Source organism: Asticcacaulis currens, from assembly GCF_028550395.1.
GTDB classification, from domain to species: Bacteria; Pseudomonadota; Alphaproteobacteria; order Caulobacterales; family Caulobacteraceae; genus Asticcacaulis; species Asticcacaulis currens.
The window spans coordinates 50572-73270 of the sequence record NZ_JAQQKW010000007.1 but is presented as its reverse complement, the minus strand read 5'-3'; the positions used below and the strand labels follow the sequence as shown (position 1 = coordinate 73270).

General features: G+C 62.5%; 21 protein-coding genes. 16 read left to right on the top strand and 5 right to left on the bottom strand.

Annotation, left to right across the window (positions count from 1 at the left end):
• The first annotated feature begins 423 nt into the window (after positions 1-423).
• The 5 genes from PQU94_RS12630 (at position 424) to PQU94_RS12610 (ending at position 7445) form a co-directional block, all read left to right on the top strand.
• Positions 424-2247, top strand: a complete 1824-nt coding sequence (locus tag PQU94_RS12630; protein ID WP_272741810.1) for an ABC transporter ATP-binding protein — start codon at positions 424-426, stop codon at positions 2245-2247.
• On the top strand, positions 2244-2954 hold the full coding sequence (locus PQU94_RS12625; protein ID WP_272741809.1) for a lysophospholipid acyltransferase family protein: 711 nt from the start codon (positions 2244-2246) through the stop codon (positions 2952-2954). Before PQU94_RS12630 ends, PQU94_RS12625 begins: the two co-directional genes overlap by 4 nt.
• Positions 2951-4276: a 3-deoxy-D-manno-octulosonic acid transferase gene (locus tag PQU94_RS12620; protein WP_272741808.1), complete on the top strand. Its 1326-nt coding sequence runs from the start codon at positions 2951-2953 to the stop codon at positions 4274-4276. Before PQU94_RS12625 ends, PQU94_RS12620 begins: the two co-directional genes overlap by 4 nt.
• Entirely contained in the window at positions 4266-5333 is a 1068-nt protein-coding gene (lpxK, locus tag PQU94_RS12615; RefSeq protein ID WP_272741807.1) for a tetraacyldisaccharide 4'-kinase, read from the top strand. The genes PQU94_RS12620 and lpxK overlap by 11 nt, the downstream gene beginning before the upstream one ends.
• 87 nt (positions 5334-5420) lie before the next feature.
• Positions 5421-7445 carry a TonB-dependent receptor plug domain-containing protein gene (locus tag PQU94_RS12610; RefSeq protein WP_272741806.1) on the top strand — a complete coding sequence of 675 codons (2025 nt, stop codon included), beginning with the start codon at positions 5421-5423 and terminating at the stop codon, positions 7443-7445.
• An 8-nt stretch (positions 7446-7453) separates the two neighbouring features.
• Here the strand turns inward: PQU94_RS12610 and PQU94_RS12605 are convergent, their stop codons facing one another.
• Positions 7454-7885, bottom strand: coding sequence for a hypothetical protein (locus PQU94_RS12605; protein WP_272741805.1), 432 nt, complete (start codon positions 7883-7885; stop codon positions 7454-7456).
• Positions 7886-9151 carry a phosphoribosylamine--glycine ligase gene (gene purD / locus PQU94_RS12600; RefSeq protein WP_272741804.1) on the bottom strand — a complete coding sequence of 422 codons (1266 nt, stop codon included), beginning with the start codon at positions 9149-9151 and terminating at the stop codon, positions 7886-7888. It abuts the gene before it with no gap.
• Between the two features lie 109 nt (positions 9152-9260).
• Between purD and PQU94_RS12595 the strand changes: the two genes are divergently transcribed.
• Together PQU94_RS12595 and PQU94_RS12590 are read left to right on the top strand one after the other, a co-directional pair.
• Positions 9261-9614 (top strand): DUF2200 domain-containing protein, encoded by a 354-nt coding sequence (locus PQU94_RS12595; protein WP_272741803.1) that lies wholly within the window; start codon positions 9261-9263, stop codon positions 9612-9614.
• A gap of 72 nt (positions 9615-9686) precedes the next feature.
• Entirely contained in the window at positions 9687-11045 is a 1359-nt protein-coding gene (locus PQU94_RS12590) for a glycoside hydrolase family 27 protein (protein WP_272741802.1), read from the top strand.
• On the opposite strand, the gene PQU94_RS12585 is transcribed toward PQU94_RS12590, so the two are convergent.
• A complete protein-coding gene (locus PQU94_RS12585; RefSeq protein WP_272741801.1) occupies positions 11032-11952 on the bottom strand; it encodes a PAS domain-containing protein in 921 nt (306 codons plus the stop codon). The genes PQU94_RS12590 and PQU94_RS12585 overlap by 14 nt on opposite strands.
• 124 nt (positions 11953-12076) lie before the next feature.
• Between PQU94_RS12585 and xseA the strand changes: the two genes are divergently transcribed.
• The 6 genes from xseA to PQU94_RS12555 all read left to right on the top strand — a co-directional run bounded on the left by xseA (position 12077) and on the right by PQU94_RS12555 (position 17488).
• Complete coding sequence (gene xseA, locus PQU94_RS12580; RefSeq protein WP_272741800.1) at positions 12077-13723, top strand: exodeoxyribonuclease VII large subunit; 1647 nt, start codon at positions 12077-12079, stop codon at positions 13721-13723.
• Positions 13724-13760: 37 nt separating this feature from the next.
• Positions 13761-13979, top strand: coding sequence for a DUF2093 domain-containing protein (locus tag PQU94_RS12575; RefSeq protein WP_272741799.1), 219 nt, complete (start codon positions 13761-13763; stop codon positions 13977-13979).
• Between the two features lie 56 nt (positions 13980-14035).
• Positions 14036-14908, top strand: a complete 873-nt coding sequence (locus PQU94_RS12570) for a M23 family metallopeptidase (protein ID WP_272741798.1) — start codon at positions 14036-14038, stop codon at positions 14906-14908.
• 238 nt (positions 14909-15146) lie between these two features.
• Positions 15147-15644, top strand: coding sequence for a response regulator (locus PQU94_RS12565; RefSeq protein WP_272741943.1), 498 nt, complete (start codon positions 15147-15149; stop codon positions 15642-15644).
• Positions 15645-15745: 101 nt separating this feature from the next.
• Positions 15746-17029, top strand: coding sequence for a flagella assembly cyclic-di-GMP phosphodiesterase TipF (gene tipF / locus PQU94_RS12560; protein ID WP_272741797.1), 1284 nt, complete (start codon positions 15746-15748; stop codon positions 17027-17029).
• An 81-nt stretch (positions 17030-17110) separates the two neighbouring features.
• Complete coding sequence (locus PQU94_RS12555) at positions 17111-17488, top strand: GxxExxY protein (protein ID WP_272741796.1); 378 nt, start codon at positions 17111-17113, stop codon at positions 17486-17488.
• A gap of 147 nt (positions 17489-17635) precedes the next feature.
• On the opposite strand, the gene PQU94_RS12550 is transcribed toward PQU94_RS12555, so the two are convergent.
• Entirely contained in the window at positions 17636-18508 is an 873-nt protein-coding gene (locus tag PQU94_RS12550; protein ID WP_272741795.1) for an alpha/beta fold hydrolase, read from the bottom strand.
• 145 nt (positions 18509-18653) lie between these two features.
• Between PQU94_RS12550 and PQU94_RS12545 the strand changes: the two genes are divergently transcribed.
• From PQU94_RS12545 to PQU94_RS12535, 3 genes are all read left to right on the top strand, one after another.
• Positions 18654-19721 (top strand): DUF5694 domain-containing protein, encoded by a 1068-nt coding sequence (locus PQU94_RS12545; RefSeq protein WP_272741794.1) that lies wholly within the window; start codon positions 18654-18656, stop codon positions 19719-19721.
• A 103-nt stretch (positions 19722-19824) separates the two neighbouring features.
• Entirely contained in the window at positions 19825-20697 is an 873-nt protein-coding gene (locus tag PQU94_RS12540) for a TIGR01459 family HAD-type hydrolase (RefSeq protein ID WP_272741942.1), read from the top strand.
• Between the two features lie 90 nt (positions 20698-20787).
• A complete protein-coding gene (locus PQU94_RS12535) occupies positions 20788-21210 on the top strand; it encodes a response regulator (protein WP_272741793.1) in 423 nt (140 codons plus the stop codon).
• Between the two features lie 535 nt (positions 21211-21745).
• Here the strand turns inward: PQU94_RS12535 and PQU94_RS12530 are convergent.
• Positions 21746-22699, bottom strand: a complete 954-nt coding sequence (locus tag PQU94_RS12530; RefSeq protein WP_272741792.1) for a protein phosphatase CheZ — start codon at positions 22697-22699, stop codon at positions 21746-21748.

Below are 22699 nucleotides of genomic sequence, written 5' to 3'. Positions count from 1 at the left end.
TTTAAAAAGTGAGCGCTCTAGATCGAAATGACTTTAAGAGGAATCGCCATTTCGCTCTAAATTTTTGTTTTGTCGCGATGTTTTTGCGGAAAACCGCTCACACTTTTCCGCACATCGCTCTAACCTCATACTCCCCCGGCGTGCCGGGGGAGGTGGCACGCCGCAGGCGTGACGGAGGGGGGCTTGCGACGTTTCAACCCGTCGCGCTCGCCGGGCATAAGAAGGCCCCCACCACCCCATCTCACCTGTCTTCGCCAAGGCTCAGACAGGCTCGTGCGGTCCCCCTCCCCAACAAGTTGGGGAGGTATGAAGATGATCCAAGCGCGCCATATACAGATTTCCACGCCGGAAGACAAACTATTGGCTTTGCCCGTCAGGGGCATATCCCTATATAGTTTGAGGTTCAGAGAGTTACACGTTTTCATGACCCCCATTGCCGCCGATACCCCTGCCCTGCCGGAGACCGGCTCGCGCGCCGTCATGGCGCGGGTGTGGCGCGATTATCTGCAAAAATACAAAGGCTTTCTGGGGCTGGCGCTGGTCTGTGCCGTCATGGTCGCGGTTTCGACCTCATTCGTCATCTGGTGCCTGAAGCCCGGCATCGAACTGTTGTTCGGCGAAAGCGATTCGGCCGCCGCGTCCGAAGTCCCTGCCTTTGTCGCGGCCCACCCGCTGATCTGGGTGCCGGCCGTGATGATCGGGGCGACGCTGGTGCGGCTGGTGTCGCAACTGGGCTTAGCCACCTCGGTCAACCGCGTCGGGCACCAGCTTGTGGGGCGCATCCAGTCGCAACTGTTCGGCAATATGGTCCATGCCGACCTCGGCCACCTCAACAAGGCGCATTCGGGCAGCTACCTGTCCTCGGTGCTGTTCGACGCCGGGCTGATGCGCGAAGCCACCACCAATGGCGTCGTCAACTATGTTCAGCACGGCGGCATCGTCATCGGCTCACTGGCCTATATGGCCTTTATCGACTGGCGCATGACGCTGGGCGTGCTGATCGCCGGGCCCGTCATCGCGACGGTGCTGGGGCAGTACAACCGCCGCACCAAAAAAGCCGCGCAGGGCGCGATGGACGAAACCTCGTCCCTATCGACCGCCATCATGGAGAGCCTTGATGGTGTGAAGATCGTCAAGATCAACAACCGCGAAGCCTATGAGCAGGGCCGCGTCGATGCCGTCATCGCGCGGCGTCAGAAGCACATCATCAAGGGTGCCAATGCCCGCGCCGCCGCCGCCCCGGTGACCGAAGCCCTGACCACCATCGTGCTGGCGCTCGTTGTCGTCTATGCCGGCTGGCGCGCTCAGTCGGGGGCCATGACGCTGGGCGGTTTTACGGCCTATATCTCCTATCTTGGGGCGGCGGGGCAGTCCCTTCGGCAACTGGCCAATCTGCAAACCGTGATGGCCGAAGGCTTTACCGCGGCACGCCGCCTGTTTGCCGCGCTGGACGTCGCGCCGGAAATCGCCGATGCGCCCGATGCGCAAGCGCTGAAACCCTTTGACCGCCTGACCTTTGACACTGTCGCCTTCGCCTATGGCGACAAGCCGGTGCTGGACGGGGTGAGCTTTGAGGCGCGGGCGGGTCAGTCGGTGGCGCTGGTCGGGCCATCCGGATCGGGCAAATCGACCCTGCTCAACCTCATTCCGCGCTTTTACGACTATACGGGCGGCGAAATCCGCTTCGGTGAGACGCCGCAGCGCGCCGTGACGCTGAAATCCCTGCGCGCCCACATCGCGCTGGTGTCGCAGGACCCGTTTCTGTTTGACGACACCATTCGCGCCAACATCGCCTATGGCCGCCCCGACGCCACCGAGACGGAGATCGTGCAGGCGGCGCGCGACGCGGCGGCGCTGGAGTTTATCGACGACCTGCCCGATGGTCTTGATACCCGCGTCGGCGAAGGCGGGTCGCGCCTGTCCGGCGGGCAGAAACAGCGCATCGCCATTGCGCGTGCGTTCCTGAAAGACGCGCCACTTCTGCTGCTCGATGAGGCGACCTCAGCCCTCGATACCCAATCCGAGGTCAAGGTGCAGCAGGCCCTGGAGCGGCTGATGGCCGGGCGCACCACCCTGATGATCGCCCACCGCCTTTCGACCGTGCGCCATGCCGACCTGATCCTGGTGCTGCGCGACGGGCGCATCACTGAGCGCGGCACGCACGACGACCTGCTGGCGCGCGGCGGCCTCTATGCCGAGCTTTACCGCACGCAGTTCGAGCGGGTCCCGGAGGAGGCGAGCGCATGAAGTCCCTGCTCGAATCCGATGGCTTTCAGGCCTTTATGGCGCGGCTGATCGTCGGCTATCTGAAATTCTGCTACCGCACGACGCGCTGGACGCACGAAGGCCGGGAGGCCGCCGAAGCCGTGTGGGCTCAGGGCGGCCCGGCGCTGTTGCTGCTGTGGCATCAGCGCGTGCACTATGCCCCCGCCTGCTGGCCGCTCGACCGCGCGCAGAAGATGGCCATACTGGTCTCTCTGTCGAAAAGTGGTGATTTTTCAGTCCGTACCAACACACTCTTCGGCTATCACATTATCCGCGGATCGGCCGCCAAGAAGACAGACCCCACAAAGCAGAAGGGCGGCGCGCAGGCCTTCCGCGACATGCTGCGCTGGATACGCGCCGGCAATGCCGTGGCCCTGACGCCCGACGGCCCGCGCGGCCCGGCGCGCGACATGACCGAGGGGTCGCTGAAACTGTCGCAGATGTCCGGCGCGCCCATCATCCTGATCGGACAGTCGTCATCGCGCTACCTGTCGCTGAATAGCTGGGACCGTCAGCGCATCCCCCTGCCCTTCGCCGTAGGGGCCATGCTGTGGGAGGTGCACCCGCCCATCGCACCCGACGCCGATGAAGCACAGCTTGAGGCGCGCCGGGTTGAACTGGGCGAGCGCTTAAGCGCCCTCACCGACCGCGCCGACGCCCTGACCGGTGCCGCTTCGGGGGCCGCATGACCCTGATGCTCCGCCTCTACGCCGCCGCCATGCAGGCCTTTCACGCCATCGCGCCCAACCTGTTGTGGCACCGCGCGGCGCGCAACAAGGAAGACCCGGCGCGCCTCAATGAGCGGCTGGGCATCGCCGGAAAGCCGCGCCCGGACGGGCCGCTGATCTGGCTGCACGGCGTCAGCGTCGGCGAAAGCCTGTCGGCCCTGCCGGTCATCAATCAACTGTTGAACGACCACTCCGACCTGCACATTCTCGTCACCACGGCCACCACCACCTCGGCGGAAATCCTGTCGCAGCGCCTGCCGGAGCGTGCCGTGCATCAGTATGCGCCGCTCGATACGCCGCAGGCGGTGACGAAGTTCCTCGACCACTGGCACCCCGATCTGGCGATCTTTATCGAAAGCGACCTGTGGCCGAACCTGCTGAGGGGGCTCGATCAGCGCCGCATCACCCGCCTGCTGATCAGCGCGCGCATCACCGCCAAAACGCATCAGGGCTGGCAAAACATCCGCCGTTCAATGCAAAGCCTGCTGAAGGGCTTTGCTCTCATCCTGCCGCAGGACAGCGGCTCTGATCAACGATTGAGAGACATGCTTGGGGCCGAGGCGGAGCAGATGGGACCGCTGGCCAATCTGAAGACCATCGGTGCGCCCCTGCCCGATGACGCCCAAAAGCGTGAAGCGCTGGAGGCGCTGTTTGCCGGGCGTACGGTCATACTGGCCGCCAGCACGCATCCGACCGAAGAAGCCTATATCGCCACAGCGCTGGAAGACATCCTGCGCCAGACGGGGGCGCTGCTGGTCATCGCGCCGCGCCACCCGGTGCGTGCCGAAGCCATCCGGCTTGATCTGGAAGCCCTCGGTTTTCGCGTCAGCCAACGATCAAAACTGGACAGCCCGAGCACAGAGACGCATATTTATCTCGCCGACACGCTCGGCGAACTGGGCGTGTTTTTCCGGCTGGCGGACATGGTCATCATGGCAGGAAGCTTCTCCGAAAATATCGGCGGCCACAACCCGCTGGAGGCCGCGCGGCTGGGCAAGGCCGTGATCACCGGCCCGGACCTCTATAACTGGGACGCCGTCTATCAGCAGATGTTCGACGCCGGGGCCGCCTTCCGCGTCAGCGGGCGGCAGGAGCTGGGCTTTCTGGCGGAGGGGCTGATCGACAATCCGGCGGCCCTGCTCGACGCGCACCGTATCGCTCAGGCGCTGGCGCAGCGTGAGGCCGGGACGCTCGATACCGTCATGGCGCATCTCAAACCCTTCCTGCCCGGTAACGCCCCCAGCCCGGACGACGAAAGCCATGAGGCGGCGGATGCCGCTTAAAGCCCGCCGATTGAAGACCCCCGACTGGTGGTACAAGCGCGAGGCGAAGGGCGCGCCAATTACCCGCTACGCTTTGGCCCCGCTGGCGTGGATCTGGGAGGCGGTGACGCTCACGCGCTTTCTGACGGCCAAGCCCTATCGCTCGCCCGTCTGCGTCATCTCAGTCGGCAATGCGACGCTGGGCGGGTCGGGCAAGACGCCGATCGAGCGCGAACTGCTGCGCCGCCTGAAAAAGCTGGGCCACAGGGCCAGCGGCCTGTCGCGCGGCTATGGCGGATCGCTGAGCGGCCCGGTCAGGGTCGATCCCACCGTCCACAGCGCCGCCGAAGTGGGCGATGAGGCCCTGATGCTGGCGCGCGACTACGATATGGTGATTGCGCGCGACCGCGCCGAAGGCCTGCGCCTGATCGAAGGCGAGGGTTTTGAGATCGCCATTGCCGATGACGCGCATCAGAATGTGAAGATCGCCAAGGATATTCACCTGCTGGTCGTCGATGGCGACACCACGAATGACGGCTGGCCGTTTGGTGACGGGTCTGTGTTCCCGATGGGGCCGATGCGGGAACCTCTGGCCATCGCCCTCAAACGCGCCGATATCGTCGTCCTGTGGCTGCCGGATGAGAAATCCGTCGTTGATCAGAAGCTGTTGCGCCTGTTTGGCGACCTGCCGGTGTTTGTGGCGCGCCTGATCCCGATGCCGGTGGGCGAACCGGGCAAGGTGGTGGCCTTTGCTGGCATCGCCAAGCCGTGGAAGTTCCGCGCTACGCTGGAAGGGCTGGGCTATGCGGTGGCCGATTTCCACGCCTATGCCGACCATGAGCCGCTGAGCGAGGCCGATCTGAGCGCGCTGGAAACGCAGGCGCAGGCGCGCGACGCGACCCTGATCACCACGGAAAAGGATTGGGTGAAGCTCAGCCCGGCATGGCGCGAAAAGATCGCCTTCCTGCCCATCACTGCGCGCTTTGACGATCAGGCGGGCTTCATGCGGGCGCTCATGGCCCTGACGCCTTTTGCGCCAGAAACGTCATCCGTTAATGACAAATCGTTCATAAAATAAAAGAATGTTCACTTGGGCCGCGGGCCGCCCTGTGAGAAAGAGGTTTCAGTTGCGATAGGTTTTCGCCCTCTTTCCGACAGGATCTTTATGACCTTCCCCAAGGCCCTGATGTGTGCCACCGCCCTTCTGTGCGGTCTGCCGGTTATGGCACAGGCTCAGACCACCGACGCCCCCGCCTCGCGTCAGGTCATCCCCTATGATCAGGCCTTTTTCAGCACGTTTCAGGTGCAGTCGGCGCTGGACATGGTCAACCGCGTGCCGGGCTTTACGCTGAAAAACGTCGATCAGGTGCGCGGTTTTGCGGCGGCGGCCGGTAATGTGCTGATCGACGGCCAGCGCCCGACCAGCAAGTCGGACAAGCTGACCGACATCCTCAACCGCATCCCGGCGGGTACGGTGGAACGCATCGACCTGATCATCGGCGGGGCCGAAGGCATCGACATGCAGGGTCAGACGCAGGTGGTGAATATCATCCGCAAGGCCTCGGCAAAGCCGACCCTGACCGTCATTGCTAACGCCCGTTTCCTGCGCAATGGCTGGGTCAAGCCGACGGGGCGCATCACCTATAGCCGCAATGCCGGGGACAAGACGCTGGAGCTGTCGGGCACCGTCTTCAGCAGCTTCGACGAAGAGGGCAGCAATGGCGACAAGACCGTCTATCCCACCGACGGCAGCCCCATACGCCGCACCCGCATCATCGGCGAAGCGGGAGCCAAGGGGTTTGAGCTGAACGGCGTCGCCTCGCATCCGTTATGGGGCGGCAAGCTGACGCTGAACGGCAAATGGACGCCCGACCGCTATGAGGGCAATTACCGCTACATCACCGACACGACGGCGGTGGAAAATCTCGATTACCGCGAAGATCTGCGCGAAGGCGGGTTTCAGTATATCCGCCCGCTGGGCAAGGCCTTCACGCTGAAACTCAACGGTCTGGCTAAATATACGCACGAAAAAGGCGACGACTTCTATATCAGCCTGTCGGAAGAGACGCGGTTCCTCGATGATTCAGTCGAGACGGAAAACATCGTCTCCGGACAACTGATCTGGACGCGCAGCGAGCGCCTGACCTATGAGGTCGGGCTGGAAAAGGCCTATAATTCGCGCGACAGCGACACCGCCCTGACGGTCAATGACGCGGCGGTGGACCTGCCGGCTTCGCGCGTCAAGGTCGAGGAAGACCGCACCGAAGCCTCGTTTCTGGCCACCTGGCGCGCCACTCCGTCGCTCAGCGTCGAAACGGGCCTGAAATACGAGTGGTCCACCCTGTCGCAGACCAGCGAACGCCCGGACGAAAAGCGCTTTGGCTACGCCAAGCCCAAGGTGCAGGTGACGTGGTCACCGAAGGGGCCGTGGCAGTATCTGCTGCGCGTTGAGCGCGTGCTGGGGCAGCTTGATTTCGACGATTTCGTCTCGTCGATCGACCTGATGGACTCCACGGTCAAGGCGGGCAATGTCGGACTTGAGCCCGACAAGCGCTGGGAGACGGAGCTGAACGCCAGCTACCGCTTCTGGGACAAGGGCGCGCTGGTGCTGAAATACATTCATAAGGACGTGTCGGACGTCATCGACCGCGTCCCCATCGTCGCCGCCGACGGCAGCGTCTTCGACGCCAAGGGCAATATCGGCGACGGCACGGCCGAAGAGATCGGCACTACCCTGACCCTGCCGATGGACCGCCTGCGCATCCCCGGCGGCCTGCTGAAATTCACCGGCAGCGTCTTCCTGTCGGAAGTCACCGATCCGGTGACGAAGGAAAAGCGCCGTCTGTCGCGCCAGCCCGAAACCGACTGGATACTGGAGTTCGCGCAGGACCTGCCGGTGCGGCGGATGCAGTGGGGCTTTTCAGTATGGAACGGCTATGACGAAAAGGTTTATCGCGCTTCGGAAATCTCTTATGCGCGTGGCAATGCCAAGCTGAACCTGTTTACCGAATACCGGCCCGGCCCGAAGACAATCTGGCGCGTCGAGCTGAACAACCTGCCGGGCCGCGTGCATGATTATGACCGGGTGCGCTATGACGGCGACCGGGGCACAGGCGCGGTACGGGCGGTGGAAATGACGCGCCACCGCACCCAGCCGTGGCTGTTCCTGCGGTTACGCCGGGAGTTGTAGGGCGCGGCCTATCCGAAACGCCGCGTCTCCAAGCCCTTAAACCAGATGTCACTATCCGTCTTGGAGATAGCCGATAAGGGAATACGTCCCAATTCGCGTTCCGTGGCTGTATTGCAGACAGCCAAAACAGAAGTGGACAATATTTGAACCTGCCTTAGTTCCATTGAGTCACAGCCCACGGACCAAAACGTCAATCCATACCGCTTTTCCTTCACCTGCCCCTGCTCGTAAATCAGGCGATAGGTCTGAAAATAAAGGCATAAGGCCGCAAACAAGGCATATAAAACAGAACACCAGAAAACGTCTTCCCGTTCTAATTCATGAGACAGGAAGTCCGAGACCACCCGGCATGTCAGCAAAATGGGAATGAAGGAAAAACTGGCATAGGTCACCGCTAAACTACGTTTTGCGTATTTCAGGACGGCGCGTTGGAGTTCCATTTAAAGTGCGCGCCAGCCGATGTCCGAGCGATAAAACCCCATCGGCCAGTCGATCTTGGCAATGGCCGCATAGGCGGCATCGCGAGCTGCCTGAATCGTCGCGCCTCGCGCGCAGATATTGAGCACGCGCCCGCCCGCTGCCGCCAGACGCCCGTCGTCCAGCCGCTTCGTGCCGGCGTGAAAGACGCTGACATCGGGGCCAAAGTCATGTTCGACCCCACGGATGATCGAGCCGCCGACGGGGCTGTCCGGATAGCCATTGGCGGCGAAGACCACGCAGACGGCGGCGTCTTCGTACCATTCCGGTGCCGGCATGTCCTTCAGGCGGCCCGTGGCAGCGGCCAGCAGATAGGGGACCAGATCGCTTTTGAGGCGCAGCATCAGCACCTGACATTCCGGGTCGCCGAAGCGGGCATTGTATTCGACCAGACGCGGGCGACCATTTTCGATCATCAGACCCGCATAGAGCACGCCCGTATAGGCGTTCCCTTCGGCCTTCATACCCGCCATGGTGGGGGCCAGAATCTCACGCTCGGTAATGTCGAGAATATCCTGAGTGACCACCGGGGCCGGGCTATAGGTGCCCATGCCGCCCGTATTGGGCCCCGCATCGCCGTCAAAGGCGCGCTTGTGGTCCTGCGCATAGCCGAACAGGATCGCCGTTTCGCCATCGGCAAGGGCGAAGACCGAGGCCTCTTCGCCCGCCATGAATTCTTCGATGACCACGGTTTGCGACGCCGCGCCGTAGCGCCCGCCGAACATGGCCTCCAGCTCGGCATAGGCGTCGGGCAGGTCGGGGGAAATCGCCACGCCCTTACCGGCCGCCAGACCGTCGGCCTTGATGATATAGGGCGCGCTCTGGGTTTTCAGATAGGCTTTGGCGGCATCGAGGTCCGTGAAGGTCTCGTAAGCCGCGGTGGGGATATCGTGGCGCTTGCAGAAATCTTTGGTGAAGGCCTTGGAGGATTCGAGCTGCGCCGCCTTTTGCGTCGGACCAAAACAGGGGATGCCGACCCGCTTTAAGGCATCGGCAATGCCTTCGGCCAGCGCCGCCTCCGGACCCACCACGACCAGATCGGCCTGCATTTCGACCGCCAGCGCCGTCAGGCCGGCCACATCGGTGACCTTGAGGTCGTGCACCTCGCCCAGCGCCGCCATGCCGGGATTGCCCGGCGCAAGGACCAGACGCGACACGCGCGGCGACTGACGGATTTTCCACGCGAGGGCGTGTTCACGGCCGCCCGAACCGATCAGCATGATGTTCATGGGGGTGACTTCCGACAGGACGGCCCCTGGGTCAAGCGGAAAAATCGGCGTTTGTGATTAAGCCCTACCCGGTGCAGGATGGGGGCAGGCTTTCGCAGCGGAAACCCTCATGACCCGGCATCGTATTTATCAAATAAGTGTCGCGAGCGTGTACGTCCATTACGTGACCAAGGCAAAGAAGAAGGCGCGCACGCAGGCCGAGGTCGATGCGATCATCGGCTGGCTGACGGGATATGATCAGCCCCAACTGGCGGCGCATCTGGAAGCCAAGACGAATTTTGAGGATTTCTTCGCTCAGGCCCCGCAATTGCATCCGTCACGCCACCTGATCAGGGGCGTGATCTGTGGCGTGCGCATCGAAGAGATCGAAGACCCGCTGATGCGCGAAATCCGCTATCTGGACAAGCTGATCGACGAACTGGCCAGGGGCAGGCCCATGGAAAAAATCCTGCGCAGCGCCTGAGCCCTCGTATTTTCCCTCTGGTGTTCTGACAACATCGCGTTAATAGTCAGACAAATTAAAGAGGAACCCGCTATGTCCACGCTGAATCGTCGCGCCCTGTTTGCCGCTCCGGCCCTGATCGGGGCCACCACCCTACCCGCCGTTGCGGCCACACAGCCCAGGTCGTCCACCCTCCGCGCGCCCAAGCCGCCTATGGGCTGGAACAGCTGGAACAGCTTTGCCACCACCCTGACCGAGGCGCAGGCGCTGGAGACGGCGAAGATCATGGCCGACAAGCTCTTACCCGCAGGCTATGACGTGTTTACGGTGGATATTCAATGGTATGAGCCCAATGCCACCGGCTATGAGTACCGTCACGGGGCAGAGCTGGCCATGGATAGCTATGGCCGCCTGCTGCCTGCGCCCAACCGCTTCCCGTCGGCGGCCAACAGCGCGGGGTTCAAGCCGCTGGCCGACAAGGTGCACGCCTTGGGCCTGAAGTTCGGCGTGCACCTGATGCGCGGCATTCCGCGTCTGGCCTATGAGAAGAACCTGCCGATTCTGGGCACCAAATACACCGCGCGCGACGTGGCCAATCCCAACTCGGTCTGTACCTGGAACACCGACATGTACGGCGTCGATATGTCGAAGCCGGGGGCGCAGGCCTATTATAACTCAGTGTTTAAGCTGTTTGCCGACTGGGGCATCGACTTCGTCAAGATGGATGATATGAGCCGCCCCTATGACATCAACTGGCCGGAAATCGAAGGCGCACAGGCCGCCATCGCCGCATCGGGCCGCCCGATCGTGCTCAGCCTGTCGCCGGGTGAAACCGACCTCAAATGGGCCGTCCATGCGCAGAACAATGCCCAGATGTGGCGCATTTCCGACGACTTCTGGGATAGCTGGGACATGCTGAAGGCGCAGTTCAAGCGGCTGGCCGACTGGAGCCCCTATCGCCGGCCGGGGGCGTGGCCCGATGCCGACATGCTGCCGCTGGGCCTCCTGGCGCTGGGGCAGCGCAAGACCAAGTTCACACCCGATGAGCAGCAAACCCTGATGACCCTGTGGTCGATCGCGCGCTCGCCACTGATCATGGGCGGCGACCTGCGCGCACTCGATGAGGCGACGCTGAAACTCCTGACCAATAAGGAGGTTATCGCGCTCAATCAGGACAGTGTGAACAACGTCCCCGTCTCCAACGACGGCGCGCAGGTGGTGTGGACGGCGCAAACCGCAGACGGCGCGAAAGATTCCGGGGCGCGCTATCTGGCTATCTTCAATATCAGCGACCACCCGCAGGTGGTGACCCAGCCGTTGAAGGCCATCAATGCGCCGGAAAAAGCGCGCGTGCACAATCTGTGGACCGGGGCCGTTTCAACGGCGGACGAAGAGATTTCGCTGGAACTGCGCGGCCACGCCAGCGTCCTGTACAAGCTCACGCCGCTATAGATTTGCGTCCCGTCACGTCCTGAAGCACGCCGAACAGCGACAGGGGCTGCCCCGCCTCGTCGCATTCGACCGAGCCCTCACTGAAAACCGTGCGGATGTCGCCATCGGCGCGGACCAGCCGCGCTTCGAAGCTGTACCCCTCACCGCGAGAGGCGGCGGCCTTCACGCAGTCGCTCACGCGCTGACGGTCATCGGGGTGATAGCATTCCAGCGCATTGGTCAGGTTGGGGTGGAAGATTTGCGGCGTCAGGCCGTGGATGCGGTACACGCCCTGCGACCATTCCACCGTCTGGTTTTCCAGATCGACGTGCCAGTAGCCGACCCCGGCCACCGCCTCCATCATTTCCAGCTTCTTCTGATTTTCGTTGCAGCGGCGCACGATGGACTTCTGCATCTGGGCGTCCTTGCGCAGCGTCATCAGCGACGACACCGTGGCCGCCAGCGTGGTCAGACGCGCCCGGTCGCGCGCGTTAAATTCGGTGCGCGCTTCCGTGTCGATGACGCACAGGGAGCCCACCAGCACCTCCCCGAAGCGGATCGGCGCCCCAGCATAGAAGCGGATATGGGTATCGCCCAGAACCAGCGGATTATTGGCAAAGCGCGGGTCCTTTGTGGCGTCGAGCACCACCATCACCTCATCGCGGCAGATCGTATAGTCGCAAAAGGCCTGTTCGCGCGGCGTTTCACAAACCGACAAACCCACACTGGCCTTAAACCACTGACGAATGGCGTCGATCAGCGAGATGGCGGCGATCGGACAGTCAAAGACATCCGCCGCCAGTCGGGTGACCTGATCAAATTCGGGCTCCGCCTCGCTGTCCAGAATCTCCAGAGTGCGCAAGGCATTCAGGCGCTGGGCCTCCCGCCGCTGGACCTCGGAAACCGGTGCGTCTGTTTCGGTGATCATCAGGTGCCTTCCTCTTTTTATCGCTTTAGTTTAGCACAAAATGAAGAAAACAACGTTATTTCCTCGCGCGCAACGGGTCATTTCGTCGCGTGACAGTTTTTCCCGTCAGAGGTAAACGGGTGACATGTCCGAAGACCTGCGTAGCCCCGCCGATTCGCAATCCAACAGCCCGCCCTGGTCGGTATCCGAACTGGCCGGCGCGCTGAAACGCACGATTGAAAGCGCCTATGACCATGTGCGGCTGCGCGGCGAAATCTCCAAGGTCACGCGGCATACGTCGGGTCACGTTTATCTGACGCTGAAGGACGACCGCGCCGCCATCGACGGCGTTATCTGGAAGGGCAATGTCAGCCGCCTGAAAGCGCAACCACAGGCCGGGCTTGAGGTCATCGTCACGGGCAAGCTGACCACCTTCCCCGCCTCGTCCAAGTACCAGATCGTGATCGAGAGCCTCGAAGCCGCCGGGATCGGTGCCCTGTTGGCGCAGCTTGAGCGCACCAAGGCGAAACTGCACGGCGAAGGGCTGTTTGCAGCGGAACGCAAAAAGCGCCTGCCTTTCGCGCCCAAAACCATCGGCGTCATCACCTCGCCCACCGGGGCGGTCATCCGCGACATCCTGCACCGCATCCGCGACCGCTGGCCCTGCCGTGTCATCGTCTGGCCCGTCATTGTGCAGGGCGACGCCGCCCCGCCGCAGGTGATTCAGGCCCTGAACGGCTTTCAATCGGAGGCTGTGCCGCGCCCGGACGTGCTGATCGTGGCGCGCGGCGGGGGTTCGGTCGAAGACCTGTGGGCCTTCAACGACGAAGGGCTGGCGCGCGCCGTCGCCGCCTGCACCATCCCCGTGATTTCCGCCGTCGGGCACGAAACCGACACCACCCTGATCGACTTTGTGTCGGATCGCCGCGCCCCTACCCCCACCGGGGCAGCGGAAATGGCGACGCCCGTCCTGAGCGAGCTGCGCGGCTTTGTGCTCGATCTGGAACGCCGCCGTCTGGGCAGTTTTGATCAGGCCTTGCGCAACCGGCGTGAACGCGTGGCGCTGCTGGGACGCGCCCTGCCCAAACCGCAGGACCTGATCGACGCGGCGCAACAGAGGCTCGACTACGCGGCGCATCGGCTGGACGGCGGGCTGTTGCGCAACCTCAATGCCCACGACACGGCCTTTGCCCGCACGGCGGCGCGCTTTTCGCCCGCCCTGCTGGAGCGCCCGCGCCAGCTCAAGGCCGAGCGCGTGACACAACTGTCCGAGCGCGCCACAGCGGCCCTGACGCGCGGCGTGGAACGGCAAAGGCAGGAGTTTAACCGCCTGTCGGCGCGTCTGACCCCGGCCCTGACCCTGCGCCCGCTCGACCTGAAGCGCGAGGCCCTCGGCCGCCTGAGCCAGCGTTTCGACGCAGCCCTCAGCCGCCGCCTCGACGACGCGGAACGCCGCGCCCGACTGCCGGACTTGCAACAGCGGCTTGGAGCGTCCTTTGCCCGGCTGCTGAGCCAGAAAGCCGAGCGCCTGCACCGGCTCGATCAACTGCGCCTCAGCCTCGACCCCGACCGCCCGCTGAACCTCGGTTTCGCCCGCGTCAGCCGCGCCGACGGCCACCTCGTTACCTCACCCGACGGCGTGAGCGCCGGCGAGGCCCTGACCCTGACCTTCAAGGGCGACCGCACGCTCGGCGTCGTGGCCAGCGACGGCACCTCAGCCCCCCCGGCCCCCAAACCCACCCCGAAGCCCCGCCCCGCGCCCCCGAAACCGGAACAGGGCTCTCTGTTTTAATCTTGCGCCCCACTGAGGTCGGGCCTATCTTGGGCGCATGAATATGCATTCCAAGCCGCCCCTTCCCGATCAGGCCATCCTCCATTACGGAGACGGTGAATACGCCGTCATGCGTCCGGGCAAGTTCGTGATCTGCGCCGTGTCGGGCAAGCAGATCCCGCTGGAGGCCCTGCGCTACTGGAATCCCCGCACGCAGGAGGCCTATGCCGGGCCGGAAGAGGCCACGGCCCGATGGAAAGCCCTGAACGGACGTTAAAGCGCATCCCGAAAAGTGGGACGCACTTTTCGGACTCAGATGCGCGACAAGCCACAATGAAGCGCAGGCACATTCTGGGCGGCGGGCTTGCCTTGGGCCTTGCGGGCCTTATCGCGCCCGGTCTTGTCAGAGCCGATCCACGCCCCTACGGCTCGGTGTGGGCGCGGACCTTAAAAGGCGGCGCCTATAATCTGACCGGCAAGTTTGTGCAGAGCGGCTTTGCCACTGGCCGGGCCGAACCGCGTCAGGAGGTCATTCTTGACGGCACGGCGCGCGGCCTGACCTCCGAACAGGGTGATTTCGTTATCGGCTTCGACCGCGACGCCCCGCCCATGGCGCGGCTGGCCATCGGGTCGGGACCGGCCATGGACTTTGAAATCCTGCGCACCCCCTACGACATTCAACGCATCGACGGCCTGCCCCCCGATCAGGTCAGTCCCTCGGACCCGGCGCTTCTGGAGCGCATCGCCAGGGAGCGCGACCTCAAAAACATCGGCTTCGCCAGCCGGGAAGATGCCACCTGGTTCGTGCGGCCCTTCGTCTGGCCGCTGCGTCACTTCGTCAATACAGGACGTTTCGGCAATCAGCGCGTCCTCAATGGCGAGGCCAAGAGCCCGCACTATGGCTTCGACATGGCCGCAGCCGAAGGCACGCCGGTCTATGCGCCCCAAACGGGGCGTGTCACCCTGGCGGAACCCGACCTGCATTTCGAAGGCGGCCTGATTCTGCTCGATCACGGTCAGGGCCTGATCAGCATGTATCTGCACCTGTCCACCCTGACGGTAAAGGCCGGCGACCTTGTGACGCAGGGCCAGATTATCGGTCAGGTGGGGCAGAAGGGACGCGCCACCGGGCCGCATCTGTGCTGGCGCCTGAAATGGCGTGACCGCGCGCTCGACCCTTCGTTGTGGGTGGTATCGCAGGCGTAGCGAAATCGGTTTTATATTACCTTAGATATCATCATTTATCGCACAATAACACTCTTGTTTTCAATGCCATTTGCGACATTTGGTCGCTTAGCGTCAGGTTCGTGAAAATCCGTTGCGCATTAGGGCTTGATCTCGCCGATCCTTCATCGTAACAGCGCTACTCTTTGTCACAGGTTTGCAAAAACAACGCCATCCTTACGTTACGTCAAGATGAGCGCAGATCCGGACCATGGGGGATATGGCAGATTACGGGGCCCTGAAAATTCTGCTGGTTGAAGACAATCAGCACATGCGTTCGATCGTACTGGCCATCCTCAAGGGGTCGGGCATACGCGACGTGCGCGAAGCGCGCGACGGGGCCGAGGCGTTCGACGTCCTGCGTCAGTTTCCGGCCGATATCGCTCTGGTCGATTTCAACATGTATCCGATCGACGGGGTTGAATTCACGCGGATGCTGCGCACGGCCAGCGATTCCAGCAACCCCTATCTGCCCGTGGTAATGATCACCGGCCATTCCGAGCGTTCGCGCGTGGTTGAGGCGCGCGACGCCGGGGTCAATGAATTCGTGGCCAAACCCCTCACGGCCCGCGCCCTTTTGAGCCGGCTGGACGCCGTGGTCATGCGCCCCCGCCCCTATATCCGCTGCGCCAGCTATTTCGGCCCGGACCGCCGCCGCAAGACCGATCAGCCCTATAACGGCCCCCTGCGCCGCGCCAGTGACGGCCTCCTCGCTTAACCGCTTGTTAGTAAATATTAACGCCGGCTTGGCTTGCGCCCCAAATCGCCGCATAGTCGCCTCTGGCGCGATTCGGCGCGGTTGTTCGACAGGTACACCCGATGGGAAGACTGACCTCCATACTGCTGATGGGAACCTATCTGTTTCTGTCGCTGGGCGCGGCCATGGCGCTCTATACCGGGGGATCGGATACGGGCGCGTGCATAGCGGCGGCGCTGGCCACACTGGCCGTCTGTTTCGCCATCCACAATTTCGTCAATCAGTACCTGTCAGAACGCCGCCTCTCGAAAGAGATTGATCTGGTGCGCGACGCCCATCGCCTGATGGTCGAAGCCATTGATGTCACGCAGAAAGACATGGTCGAACTGGCCGATCAGATGCAGCACCAGCGCGTCGGACGCACCGACGAACTGACCACCGAAGTGAAGATGCTGGAAAATCTGGTGCTCAAGCTGGGCGAAAGCATCGAGGAGCGTCTCGCCGACTGGCAGGCCGTGCCCGGCCCGGCTCAGGCGGCGCAGCCCGCGCCCCTGTCGCGTCAGGAACAGCAGGCCATAGCCCTGATCGAGACCGTGCGTCAGGCCCTGATCGAAAACCGCGTGGACCTCTATCTGCAACCCGTCGTCTCCCTGCCGCAGCGCAAGACCATCTATTATGAGAGCTTCTCGCGCCTGCGCGACGCCACCGGCCGCGTGCTAATGCCCGCCGAATATCTGTCGGTGGCTGAACCCGAAGGTCTGGTGCCCTCCATCGACAACCTGCTGCTGTTCCGCTGCGTGCAGATCGTGCGCCGCCTGGCCAAGCAGGACCGTCGCATCGGCATTTTCTGCAATATTTCGCTGACCTCGCTGCGCGATGAGGTCTTCTTCCCGCAGTTCCTTGAATTTCTCAACGAAAACCGCGATCTGGCCGATTCGGTGATCTTTGAGCTGGGTCAGGACGCCTATGCGGCGCGCGGGGCCATGGAAGCCCGTCACATGGCGCGACTGGCCGATATGGGCTTCAAATTCTCGCTGGACAAGATCACCTCCATCGACCTTGACCTGACCGACCTGCAACGTTCGGACGTGCGTTATGTGAAGATCGGCGCCAATCTACTGCTCGATCAACTGATGAATATCGACGGCAAGCCGGCCTTGCGCTTCCTCAAGGATATCCACGCGGGCGACTACGCCAACCTGCTGGCGCGCTATGGCATCGACGTCATCGCCGAAAAGGTCGAGAACGAGCGTCAGGTGGTGGACATACTCGAAATCGAGGTCGCCTTCGCCCAGGGCCACCTGTTCGGCGAACCGCGCGCCATCAAGGAGCAGGTGCTACTGGAAACCGCTCCCCCGGCGGGCTTCATCAAATCGACCCTGCCTCCGCAACGCCGCCGGGCTTAAGGTTTTTAACCACGGATAGACACGGATATGAGCGGCAATGCCGCTCATTGACACGGATGTTATAGCGCAGAGGGGGGGGCTATGACGAAGCTTCATTTTGAAGACGAGGTCTATCGTATCAGCGGCGCGGCCTTCGAAGTCCACAACACCTTAGGCATTGGGTTTCTCGAAGCCGTTTATCAGGAATGTCTGGTGCACGAGTTTCGCGTAAACGATATTCCGTTTGTAGCTCAGAAAGCCCTAACTCTCAGCTACAAGGGAGCGGTGCTGACGCAAACCTATCAGGCAGACTTCGTCTGCTTTGAGAGTATCATTGTTGAAATTAAGGCCTGCCCGTCCATCGTACCGGCCCACCGCGCTCAACTCCTGAACTATCTCAAAGCGACGGGCCTCAGTCTGGGCCTGATCATTAATTTTGGCACCCATCCCAAGGCCCAGATCGAACGCTTCGCGCTTTAATTCCGCTCCGTGCGTTCGCCCAACAACTTTTACCCTGCTAATTACCCCATCCTCGAATCATCCGTGTCATGTGCGGCACCGCCGCACATATCTGTGTGCATCCGTGGTGAATCTTTCCCTTTGGTGACAGGCTCTATCAACGTCACTTCATGGCGCCCAATGTCGCCCGGCCAGCCCTTTCAGCCGTGACCACTCCTCAATCGCGGCAACCAGCCGGTCCCCGGCCTCTTCCAACACCCAGTGCGAGACGCCGGGCAGGCATTGTAGAGTAAAATCAGGCACATACGCCTCATTGCCCTCGGTCAGGGCCGCATCCAGGAACGGATCGGCCATCCCCCACACCATCAGGGTCGGCACGCTGAGCGGGGCCTTGGTGCGCGGCGTCACCAGACGGGTCACATTGGCGCGGTAATAGTTGATCATCGCCGTGGCGGCCCCCGGACGCATGATATTCTCGGCATAGGCCTCAAGTGCCGCCTGACCGAAGGCCGGCGACTGACGCCGCAGCAGCGCCGCCAGCCCGCGACCCTTACGCCGCCGCACCTGCCATTCGGGCAGCCACGGCAGCATGAAGAACAGCACATAGAGCGAGCGCAGCCTCTGCCGCAGACCGCTGTACAGCAAGCGTTCAAACACCGCAGGATGCGGGGCATTGGCCACCACCAGCCCGGATACGCGCTCCGGATAGTCGATGGCCGTGCGCCACGCCACCACCCCGCCCCAGTCGTGCCCGACCAGCACGGGCCGCGTGGCGCCTGCCGCTTCGGCAATGGCAAGCACATCCTCGCTCAGTCGCTCGATACGGTAATCGCTCTGGCGTCCGGGCCGCTCACTGTCGCCATAGCCGCGCAGGTCCGGGGCGAGAACCCGCCACCCCATGGCCGCCAGCGGGGCCATCAGCGGATGCCAGGCGATGCGGCTCTGCGGAAAGCCGTGCAGAAGCAAAAGCACGCGATCGCCTTCCCCGGCCTCATCGACCGCAAAGCTCAGTCCATTGGACGTCAGACGATAGCTGCGCATGGGCTCGCCTCCCTGCCCTGTCATAGCGCAGTTCGGGCGGCAGCGATATGCCCGGCAAGCCCGCAAAAGGCCAGACCGTATAAAGTATGGACGTGCGCCGAACCTGTGGTAGGCTGTTACGGGTTACGTACCACAGGGGGACATCATGAAAACTGTGTTGGCACGCGCGGGACTGGCGATGGTTTTGGCTTTTTCGCTGGGGATGCCCGCAATGGCACAGACCCCGGCCTTTGATCCGACCACCTGGAAGCCTCTGGTCGCCGGCCCGAAGACGCAGGTTCTGGTGCTGGGCAGTATCCATCTCAGCAATCTGGATAAATTCGATCCGGCCTCGATGAGCGCGCTCCTCGACAAGCTGGCGGCCTATAAGCCGACGGTCATCACCATCGAAGCCCTGTCCGGGATGCAGTGCGATCAGTTACGGCGCTACCCGACGATTTACCCCGGCGTCGCCGATCAGTATTGCCGCCCTACCGACGCGGCGCAAAAGGCCACGGGCCTTGATGTACTCACCGCCTATGCGCAGGCCGAGGCCATGCTGGCCTCATGGCCCGCCAACCCCACCCCTGCGGCGCGGCGGCGTCTGGCGGCCACGCTTCTGGCCGCCAATGAACGGGCGTCGGCGCTGGTACAGTGGCTGAGATTGCCTGCGGCAGAACGGCGCGTCGGCGACGGCCTCGACGCGGCCCTGCTCAAACTGCTGACCGACATTGCGGCCGCGCCCAATGAAAACTATCAGATCGCTGCGGTTCTGGCGGCCCGAAGCGGACTTGAGCGCGTCTATTCGGTGGATGACCACACCTCGGACGCGGTTCAGAGCGAAGATCCGGCCTTCGAAGCGGCCATCACCCGCATCTGGTCGAGTCCGAAGGACCCCGCCCCGCCCGCCCCGGCAGCCGACGCCAATGCGGCGACCGGCATGTTGAACCTGTTCCGCTATTACAACAGCCCGCCGATGCAGATGTACGCCATCACATCCGATTTCGGAAAGGCAGCGGCGGACAAGACCCCGGACTACTGGGGCCGTCAGTATGTCGGCTGGTGGGAGGTGCGTAACCTGCGCATGGTGGCCAATATCCGCGCCGCCTTCGTCAGGACACCGGGGGCCCGCGTGCTCAGCGTCGTCGGCGCCTCGCACAAGCCCTATTTCGACGCCTATCTGAACCAGATGCACGAGGTCGAACTGGTGGACACGGCCAGCGTCCTGAAATGACGCTCTAAGCGCCGCGGCGCCTGACCTGCCTTTAGATCGAAAAACCGGATTCCCCTTTCCGGGCGCTTGTTCTATGAAGGCCTCTCTCAACGAAAGGCCCGCCATGAACGCCCCGCATCTGCTGACCCATCTGTCCGATATCGCCGCTGACTATGACGCGGTTTTCTGTGACATCTGGGGCGTCATCCATAATGGCAAGCGGCATTTTCCGGAGGCCTATGATGCCCTGCGCCGCTTCAAGGCCGAGCGCGGGCCAGTTGTGCTGATTTCCAACTCGCCGCGCCCGCAGGACGGGCTGAAGGCGCAACTGGCCGATCTGGGCGTCCATGACGATGCCTTTTCTGCCATTGTGTCGTCGGGCGATGCCACGCGCACCTTCCTGAAAGACTATGCCCCAAAGGGCTCGGCCTGGATCATCGGGCCGGAGCGCGACGCGCCCCTTTATGACGGGCTGGGGGTCGATCTGAGCGGCACGCCGGAAACAGCCGCCTTCATCTCCTGCACGGGCCTGTTTGACGATGAGAACGACACGCTGGAGCAGTACCACCCCGACCTGAAAGCCGCCGCCCGGCGCGGCATCCCCATGATCTGCGCCAATCCTGACCGCATCGTGCAGCGCGGCGATCAGATCATCTACTGCGCCGGGACTCTGGCCGACATCTATATGGCCTTTGGCGGCGAAGTGATCATGGCGGGCAAGCCCTATGCCCCCATCTACGACCTCTGCTATCAGGCCCTGAAGGCGGTGGCCGGGCGTGAGGTGGATAAATCGCGCATCCTTGCCATCGGCGATGGATTGCCGACCGATGTGCTGGGGGCCAATGGTCAGGGGTTGGACCTCGTCTTTATCGCGGCGGGTATCCATGCGCTTGAAGCCACCAATGCCGAGGGTCAGCTCGATGCGCAACTGCTGGTGAAGGTGCTGGAAAGCGAAAAGGCCAGCGCCCGTTACGTCTCCCCCGCCCTGACATGGTGAAGACAAGTTCTGGTAGCGCAACCACAGTAATGTTTTATCAACAGGTCGCCTCCAAAATAAGGAAGTCATAAACGTACCTGGGGTGGCGCCGTGTCGCGAACCGTCCTGATCATCGAAGACAGCGCCACTCAGGCGCGTATCATTGCCCGCATGTTTGCGCAGCAGGGTTGCGAAGTGGTCACGGCCAGTTCGCTGGCCGAAGCGCGGGCGCAACTGGACGTGTCCCGCTTCTACCTGATCCTGGCCGACATCTTCCTCGGTGAAGACAATGTGCTGGACCACATGGCGGAACTGCGCGAACGCGCACACGGCACGCCTATCGGCATCATGTCCGCCGGTCAGCGCAACGATCCGGTGATGATCCGCACCATGCTCAACAAGGCGCGCCGCGAACAGGCCGATTACCTGCTGCCCAAACCGTTCAGCTATGTCGATGTGAAGCAGATCTGCACCTCGATCGACAGCCGCGACCAGACCGACCTGTCGCAGCAACTGGCGGCGCTCAGGGCTTGATCTATCCTAAGCGCCTGAACGGGGCTCTTTTAGGAAACACCCAGCGCAATACAGGTATCAATCCACCAGCAAGGATGATCAGCCCTGCTGAGATTTGCCGCGCCTCAGCGCATGGTAGTTTCAGGGCGTGCCATACTACCATATTGGCCAGAGTGAATATCGCGGCAAGCAAAATAATCAGCCACCTTGGCCGTTCTGTAAGGCCGAGCCAAAAGAAAAGCCAGAGAGTCGCGAAGACAACGACGAAACCCAGTATGTTAAGAACTATCACCAAAGGCTACCTCTAGCGTTTGCTCTTTATCACAGCAAAACCACTTCCGGATAGGGGCGGAAGGGGTTTAGGCGCATTCCGAAACGCAGTTCGGCGAAGCCAAAAGTGCGTAGCGGTTTTCGGAATAAAATGCGCGACAAGAAAACAGTCAGGGCGGAATGACGGTCTGTCATTCCGCCCTGACGGGCCACCATCACGAAGGCCTGCGGGACAGGCCGTTGACCGGCCTTGTCCATTATGGGGAGTGATCGGGAGCCCGCCGGATCAGTCGAACAGGGCGTCGATATCGTCCTGAGAATTGGTCTTTTTGAGGTCTTCCGGCGACATGTCGAACAGGGCGTCGATGTCGTCCTGAGACTGAGGCTCATTGCTGGCCGCAGGGGCCGGCGTATCGAACAGGGCGTCGATATCATCCTGAGAATTGCCGGCGTCCGGGGTGGGGTCCGGGGCGGCAACCGGTGCAGGGGCCGCCTTGGCGACCGGCTCCGGCTTGGGCTCAGGCTGTGGTTCCGGTTTGGGTTCGGCTTTGGGCGCTTCAACCTTCGGGGCCTGCACCTTCAGTTCCGGGGCCGTCACAGGCGCTTCATCGAACATGGCGTCGATGGCGTCCTGACGGGTTTCCGGACCGCCAATAGCGGGGCCGTTGAGCAGCAGATCGCGGGCACGCTTTTCACGTTCGGACAGCTCGACATCCTTGTCCTCAACGCCCAGGGTCGCCGCCAGCTTGCCGACGCGCTCCTCGATCTGTTTGAGGACGTTGACGACCTTCGACACGCGCTGACCGGTGATGTCCTGGAACGAGCAGGCTTCGAAAATCTTCATCACCTCGTCGTCCACCGCCGCCTTGTAGGCCTTGGGGTCGGAGACATCCATGCCCATGATCGCCTCAGCGGCGTTCATGATGTTGTGCGTGGCGTTTTCCGTATCGCGGGTAATGGCTTCCAGTTCCGCACCGGCCGTAGGGATACGCTCCTGCGACAGATCGTGCGGCCTCAGCTCCCGGATCTCTTCCTTGGCCTTGGCGATATAGCCGGCGATAACGGCAAACTCTTCGGCGCGGCGTCTGTCGAGCTGCTGGAAGAATTCCCGCATCAGGCTGACAAGGGCCTCGGACTGCTGCATCAAATTGATCAGCTTGGGCTCCATCGCCGCCGCCAGAGCCGCGTCAACGGGCTCCAGAGCGGGAGATTCAGCCTGTTTGGGTGCAACCTGGCCCAT

What these genes read in the sequence shown, in the direction of transcription:
- PQU94_RS12630 (WP_272741810.1), top strand. Translation starts at nt 424, where the DNA reads ATGACCCCCATTGCCGCCGATACCCCTGCCCTGCCGGAGACCGGCTCG.
- PQU94_RS12625 (WP_272741809.1), top strand. Translation starts at nt 2,244, where the DNA reads ATGAAGTCCCTGCTCGAATCCGATGGCTTTCAGGCCTTTATGGCGCGG.
- PQU94_RS12620 (WP_272741808.1), top strand. Translation starts at nt 2,951, where the DNA reads ATGACCCTGATGCTCCGCCTCTACGCCGCCGCCATGCAGGCCTTTCAC.
- lpxK (WP_272741807.1), top strand. Translation starts at nt 4,266, where the DNA reads ATGCCGCTTAAAGCCCGCCGATTGAAGACCCCCGACTGGTGGTACAAG.
- PQU94_RS12610 (WP_272741806.1), top strand. Translation starts at nt 5,421, where the DNA reads ATGACCTTCCCCAAGGCCCTGATGTGTGCCACCGCCCTTCTGTGCGGT.
- PQU94_RS12605 (WP_272741805.1), bottom strand. Translation starts at nt 7,885, where the DNA reads ATGGAACTCCAACGCGCCGTCCTGAAATACGCAAAACGTAGTTTAGCG.
- purD (WP_272741804.1), bottom strand. Translation starts at nt 9,151, where the DNA reads ATGAACATCATGCTGATCGGTTCGGGCGGCCGTGAACACGCCCTCGCG.
- PQU94_RS12595 (WP_272741803.1), top strand. Translation starts at nt 9,261, where the DNA reads ATGACCCGGCATCGTATTTATCAAATAAGTGTCGCGAGCGTGTACGTC.
- PQU94_RS12590 (WP_272741802.1), top strand. Translation starts at nt 9,687, where the DNA reads ATGTCCACGCTGAATCGTCGCGCCCTGTTTGCCGCTCCGGCCCTGATC.
- PQU94_RS12585 (WP_272741801.1), bottom strand. Translation starts at nt 11,952, where the DNA reads ATGATCACCGAAACAGACGCACCGGTTTCCGAGGTCCAGCGGCGGGAG.
- xseA (WP_272741800.1), top strand. Translation starts at nt 12,077, where the DNA reads ATGTCCGAAGACCTGCGTAGCCCCGCCGATTCGCAATCCAACAGCCCG.
- PQU94_RS12575 (WP_272741799.1), top strand. Translation starts at nt 13,761, where the DNA reads ATGAATATGCATTCCAAGCCGCCCCTTCCCGATCAGGCCATCCTCCAT.
- PQU94_RS12570 (WP_272741798.1), top strand. Translation starts at nt 14,036, where the DNA reads ATGAAGCGCAGGCACATTCTGGGCGGCGGGCTTGCCTTGGGCCTTGCG.
- PQU94_RS12565 (WP_272741943.1), top strand. Translation starts at nt 15,147, where the DNA reads ATGGCAGATTACGGGGCCCTGAAAATTCTGCTGGTTGAAGACAATCAG.
- tipF (WP_272741797.1), top strand. Translation starts at nt 15,746, where the DNA reads ATGGGAAGACTGACCTCCATACTGCTGATGGGAACCTATCTGTTTCTG.
- PQU94_RS12555 (WP_272741796.1), top strand. Translation starts at nt 17,111, where the DNA reads ATGACGAAGCTTCATTTTGAAGACGAGGTCTATCGTATCAGCGGCGCG.
- PQU94_RS12550 (WP_272741795.1), bottom strand. Translation starts at nt 18,508, where the DNA reads ATGCGCAGCTATCGTCTGACGTCCAATGGACTGAGCTTTGCGGTCGAT.
- PQU94_RS12545 (WP_272741794.1), top strand. Translation starts at nt 18,654, where the DNA reads ATGAAAACTGTGTTGGCACGCGCGGGACTGGCGATGGTTTTGGCTTTT.
- PQU94_RS12540 (WP_272741942.1), top strand. Translation starts at nt 19,825, where the DNA reads ATGAACGCCCCGCATCTGCTGACCCATCTGTCCGATATCGCCGCTGAC.
- PQU94_RS12530 (WP_272741792.1), bottom strand. Translation starts at nt 22,699, where the DNA reads ATGGGCCAGGTTGCACCCAAACAGGCTGAATCTCCCGCTCTGGAGCCC.